Origin of the sequence: Lysobacter enzymogenes (genome assembly GCF_017168095.1) — a bacterium.
GTDB classification, from domain to species: Bacteria; Pseudomonadota; Gammaproteobacteria; order Xanthomonadales; family Xanthomonadaceae; genus Lysobacter; species Lysobacter enzymogenes_D.
Genome location: NZ_LXSD01000111.1, coordinates 1 through 5,226, shown reverse-complemented (window position 1 = coordinate 5,226; position 5,226 = coordinate 1). Strand labels below are relative to the sequence as shown.

4 protein-coding genes are annotated in these 5,226 nt (G+C 71.6%); all 4 read left to right on the top strand.

What is annotated here, in order from left to right:
* Positions 1–98: 98 nt before the first annotated feature.
* The 4 genes from A7A76_RS03265 (at position 99) to A7A76_RS03250 (ending at position 5,182) form a co-directional block, all read left to right on the top strand.
* On the top strand, positions 99–1,529 hold the full coding sequence (locus A7A76_RS03265; protein WP_206409850.1) for a cryptochrome/photolyase family protein: 1,431 nt from the start codon (positions 99–101) through the stop codon (positions 1,527–1,529).
* A gap of 153 nt (positions 1,530–1,682) precedes the next feature.
* Positions 1,683–3,143, top strand: a complete 1,461-nt coding sequence (locus A7A76_RS03260) for a WS/DGAT/MGAT family O-acyltransferase (RefSeq protein ID WP_206409848.1) — start codon at positions 1,683–1,685, stop codon at positions 3,141–3,143.
* A 243-nt stretch (positions 3,144–3,386) separates the two neighbouring features.
* Positions 3,387–4,112 (top strand): OmpA family protein, encoded by a 726-nt coding sequence (locus A7A76_RS03255; protein WP_206409847.1) that lies wholly within the window; start codon positions 3,387–3,389, stop codon positions 4,110–4,112.
* A gap of 395 nt (positions 4,113–4,507) precedes the next feature.
* Positions 4,508–5,182: a response regulator transcription factor gene (locus A7A76_RS03250; RefSeq protein WP_343225270.1), complete on the top strand. Its 675-nt coding sequence runs from the start codon at positions 4,508–4,510 to the stop codon at positions 5,180–5,182.
* Positions 5,183–5,226: the final 44 nt, after the last annotated feature.

The following is a 5,226-nucleotide window of genomic DNA, read 5'->3' as shown; positions in this document are numbered from 1 at the left end:
CGGGGCGGGTCGGGGCGGACCAGGCGGGCGAGGGCAGACGCGGCCGCAGCCGGATCTGCCTGCATACTGGGCGCCCTCCCGATCCCGTACCGATCCAGATGCCCGACGCTGCGCCTCCCGCCCTGGTCTGGTTCCGCGACGACCTGCGCCTGGACGACAACCCGGCGCTGCGCGCGGCGCTCGACGCCGGCTACGTGCCGGTGCCGGTCTACATCCACGCGCCCGACGAGCACGGCAGCTGGAAACCGGGCGCCGCCTCCGACGCCTGGCGCCATCGCGCGCTGGCCGCGCTGGACGCGGACCTGCGCAAGCGCGGCTCGCACCTGCGCCGCTTCTTCGGCCCGAGCCTGGCCACGCTGCAATCGCTGGCGCTGGCCACCGGCGCGCAGGCGGTGTACTGGAACCGCCGCTACGAGCCGTACATCGAAAAGCGCGACACCCGGATCAAGCAGCAGCTGCGGCGCGCGGGGCTGGAAGCGGAGAGCTTCAACAGCGCGCTGATGTTCGAACCGTGGACGCTGCGGACCAAGCAGGGCGGGCCGTTCAAGGTGTTCACCCCGTTCTGGCGCGCGGCCCTGGCCGACTGGCGCGAGCACGCGCTGTGGCAGGCGCCGGCGTCGCTGCCGACCACCCGCGAAGGGCCGGAAGGCGTGCCGCTGGACGCGCTGAAGCTGGCGCCGAAGCTGGGCTGGGATCAGGAATTCTGGCAGCACTGGACCCCGGGCGAGGCCGGCGCGCGCGCGGCCCTGTCGACCTTCGTCGACGGCGCCCTGCGCGGCTACGCCGAGCAGCGCGACCGGCCCGACCGGGTCGGCACCTCGCGGTTGTCGCCGCACCTGCACTTCGGCGAGATCGCGCCGTGGCGCGCGGTCGCCGAGCTGCGGGCCGAGCGCAACGCCGGCAACGCGCGCGATGTCGACGCTGCGATCCGCGAGCTGGGCTGGCGCGAGTTCGCCCATCACCTGCTGCACCATTTTCCCGACACGCCCGAGCAGAACTTCAACCCGCGCTTCGCCGACTTCGACTGGGCGCGCGCCGCGCCGTCGAAGCTGGAACCGTGGCAGCGCGGCCGCACCGGCGTGCCGATCGTCGATGCCGGCCTGCGCGAGCTGTGGGCCACCGGCTGGATGCACAACCGCGTGCGCATGATCGTCGCCAGCTACCTGACCAAGCACCTGCGCCTGCACTGGCGCCACGGCGCGCGCTGGTTCTGGGACACCCTGGTCGATGCCGATCTGGCCAACAACACCCTGGGCTGGCAATGGGTGGCCGGCACCGGCGCCGACGCCGCGCCGTATTTCCGCGTGTTCAATCCGGTGACCCAGTCGGAGAAGTTCGACCCCGACGGCGCCTACATCGCGCGCTGGGTGCCCGAACTGGCCGGCCTGCCGGTGCCGCTGCGCTTCGCGCCGTGGCAGGACCCGGCGCGCCTGCGCCGGGTCGCGCCGGATTACCCGCCGCAGCCGCTGGTGGATCTGGCGACGGGTCGCGACGCGGCGCTGGAGGCGTATCGGCGGATGCGGGAGTGATCGCGGTTCGGGACTCGTGGTTCGGGACTCGGGACTCGGGACTCGAAAACAGCAGAGGCGTCGCATCTTGGCTTTTGCGAATCCCGAATCCCGAACCGCGTTGACGCCGTCGACGCACGCATGATTCACTCCTGCGACGCATCGGAGAGACGCATGGCGAAGGCAGAAACGGGGACAGGAGCGCGCCGGCGCGCGCGGCGCGAGCCGATGTCGCGGGTCGATACCGCCTGGCTGCGGATGGAGCGTCCGACCAACCCGATGATGATCACCGGCGTGCTGATGTTCGACGACCCGATGTCGGTCGACGCGCTGCGCAAGGTGATCAAGCAGCGCTTCCTCGCCTACACCCGGTTCCGCCAGAAAGCGGTGGACACCGCCGCCGGCGCGTACTGGCAGACCGACGACGACCTGGACCTGGACTGGCACGTGCAGCACACCGCGCTGCCGGGCCGCGGCGGCAAGCGCGCGCTGGAGCGGTTCGTCAGCCAGCTCGCGTCGAGCCCGCTCGATGCGAGCCGGCCGCTGTGGCAGTTCCATCTGGTCGAACGCTACAACGGCGGCTCGGCCCTGGTCGCGCGCATTCACCACAGCTATGCCGACGGCATCGCCCTGGTCCAGGTGCTGCTGTCGCTGACCGACACCACCGCCGAGCCGGCCAGGGGCAGCGACCTCGCCCACGCCTGGCTCAAGCAGGACGGCGCCGACGTGGCGCGCCGGGTCGGCGCGGTCGATCGCTACATGAAGCTCGGCAGCCGCGCGCTCGAGAAGGGCATGGAGATGTACCGCGACCCGACCCTGGCGGCGATGCTGGCCAAGGAGGGCGGCGAGATCGCGCGCGAACTGCTGCACGCGCTGTCGCTGTCCGACGACCCGCCGTCGATGCTGCGCGGCAAGCTCGGCGTGTCCAAGCGCGTGGCCTGGGCCGAGCCGCTGGACCTGGAAGAGGTCAAGGCGGTCGGCCGCGCCTGCGACTGCACCGTCAACGACGTGCTGATGGCGACCGCGGCCGGTGCGCTGCGCAGCTACATGATCGAGCGCGGCGACGCCATCGACGGGGTCACCCTGCGCGCCACCGTGCCGGTCAACCTGCGGCCGCTCGAGCACGCGCGCAAGCTCGGCAACCACTTCGGCCTGGTGTTCCTCGACCTGCCGGTCGGCGAGGACAACCCGATCCGCCGGGTCGAGCGCGTCGCCGAGTGCATGAACAACCTCAAGAATTCACGCCAAGCCATTGTCGCATTTGGTCTTTTGGCTGCGCTCGGCATGGCGCCGGCGCAGGTCCAGGGGCTGGCGCTGGAGCTGTTCAGCCGCAAGGCGACCGCGGTGGCGACCAATGTGCCGGGGCCGCAGCAGCCGCTGTACCTGGCCGGCGCGCGCCTGGACGAGATGATGTTCTGGGTGCCGCAGACCGGCTCGATCGGCGTCGGCATCTCGATCCTGAGCTACAACGGCCGGGTCCACTTCGGCCTGATCGCCGACGGCAAGCTGATCCCGGATCCGGACGAAGTGATCGGCCGCTTCGGCGTCGAGTTCGACAAGCTGCTGTACCTGGCGCTGATGGGCAACTGGGACCGGACCCTGGACGCCGAAGGCGCCGCGGCGCTGATGGTCTGAGCGTAGCGGGCTCGCCCGGCGTCGCTCGGCGAATCGAGCGACGCCGTAGCCGCCGTTGTGAGAGGGCCTTCAGGCCCGATGCTCTGCGTTCCGACGCCTCGAACCCCTCGGCCGGCAAAGTCCCCGCGAGCTCCGCGCAAGCACCCCCGCCCGATCCTGAACGGGCCTCCGACGCCATCACTCCTCGCCAACGGCGGCGTGATTAGCTTGTGGGCGCTCCGCCACACCAGACGAGGACAGCCCATGAAGACCCCACTCAAGATCGCCATCGCCTCGGCGACCCTCGCCGCCCTGCTCGCCGGCTGCGCCACCGGTGGCGGTGGCGGTTACTACGGCGGCCAGCAGCAGCCGTATCCGGGCGATCCGAACCAGCCGCAGCAACCGCAGGGCGGCATGAGCAAGACCCAGAAGGGCGCGTTGATCGGCGCGCTGGCCGGCGTCGCCGCGGGCCTGCTGAGCGGCAACGACGCCACCGAACGCCGTCAGCGCGCGCTGATCGGCGCCGGCGTCGGCGGCCTCGCCGGCGGCGCCATCGGCAACTACCAGGACCGCCAGGAGCGCGCGCTGCGCGAGCGCATGGCCGGCACCGGCGTGGACGTGGTCCGCCAGGGCGACAACATCACCCTCAACATGCCCAGCAACATCACCTTCGCCTTCAACAGCGCCAACCTGGATCCGAAGTTCGATCCGGTGCTCGACAACGTCGCCAGCACCCTGACCGAGTACAACCAGACCATCGTCGAAGTCGCCGGCCACACCGACAGCATCGGCAGCGACGCGGTCAACCAGCGCCTGTCCGAACAGCGCGCCGCCTCGGTCGGCAACTACCTGATGTCCAAGGGCCTGATGCGCGACCGCTTCATCCTCACCGGCGCCGGCAAGACCCGGCCGATCGCCAGCAACGACACCGAGGCTGGCCGCGCGCAGAACCGCCGCGTCGAAATCACCCTGGTGCCGGTGCGCTCCTGAGCCATCGGCGCGACGCCGGCCGGGCCGGCGTCGCTGCGGGATAGAGCTGACGATCGGGCCGCCATTGCGCGGCCCGATCGCGTTTTCGGGCCCGCGAAGCGCGCGCCGATGTCGACGAAGCTTGCGCCGCGTCGACGGCCGCGGGCCGGGTGTCGCACGAATGCATACTTTGTGCAGCTCTTTTTCATGCGGCTGTTTCCTGCTGCGACGGCGTGAGCCTGTCGCTCCGCAGGACGCGCGGTTGGCGCCTGCCGCAGCGCATGCCTGCGCTCGCGCTCGTCGGGCGCGACGGCCGGGAGCGTCCGGTTCCGGCGCGCCGCACGGACGTCGATTGCCCGCACGTTTTGTCCGCCTAAATCCTCCCGCGGCGAAGGGATGGTCAGGAGGAGCCACGTGTGACCGACGATATCGAACCTTCGCCCGCGCGCTTGCGCATCGCCCTGTCCGACGACCATCCGGTGGTGCGCGCCGGGGTGCGCGCCTTGCTGGAATCGGCGGCCGCGCCGGACGAGGCCTGGCGCGTCGACGCCGAAGCCTCCGGCGCCGACGAACTGCTCGGCCTGCTCGCGGCGACGCCGCTGGACCTGCTGATCACCGACTTTTCCATGCCCGGCAGCCGCGCCGGCGACGGCCTGACCCTGCTCGGGCAGATCCGCCGCCGCCATCCGCAGTTGCCGGTGATCGTGCTGACCATGATCGGCAACGCGCCGGTGCTGCGCTCCATCGCCGAGGCCGGCGTCGCCGGCCTGCTCGACAAGGCCGCCGCGGCGGCGGAACTGGGCGAGGCGGTGCGCACGGTGGCGCAGGGCGGCCGCTACATCGGGCTGGGCTTGCGCGGCCTGGTCGACGCCTGCGCCGGCGCGGTCCGCGCCGGCGGCGCGCTGTCGCCGCGCGAGGCCGAGGTGCTGCGCCTGTTCGCCGCCGGCCACAGCGTCTCGCAGATCGCCGCGCACCTGCACCGCAGCAAGCAGACCATCAGCCGGCAGAAGACCGATGCGATGGGCAAGCTCGGGCTCAGGAGCGACCGCGAGATCTACGAATACGCGCGCACCGAGGGCTTGCTGTCCTGAACATGGCCGGCGCCCGCGCGGCCACCGGCCGCGGACGCCGCGGC

Bases quoted from the DNA above. Each gene is read 5' to 3' on its own strand.
- A7A76_RS03265 (WP_206409850.1), top strand. From the start codon at position 99: ATGCCCGACGCTGCGCCTCCCGCCCTGGTCTGGTTCCGCGACGACCTG.
- A7A76_RS03260 (WP_206409848.1), top strand. From the start codon at position 1,683: ATGGCGAAGGCAGAAACGGGGACAGGAGCGCGCCGGCGCGCGCGGCGC.
- A7A76_RS03255 (WP_206409847.1), top strand. From the start codon at position 3,387: ATGAAGACCCCACTCAAGATCGCCATCGCCTCGGCGACCCTCGCCGCC.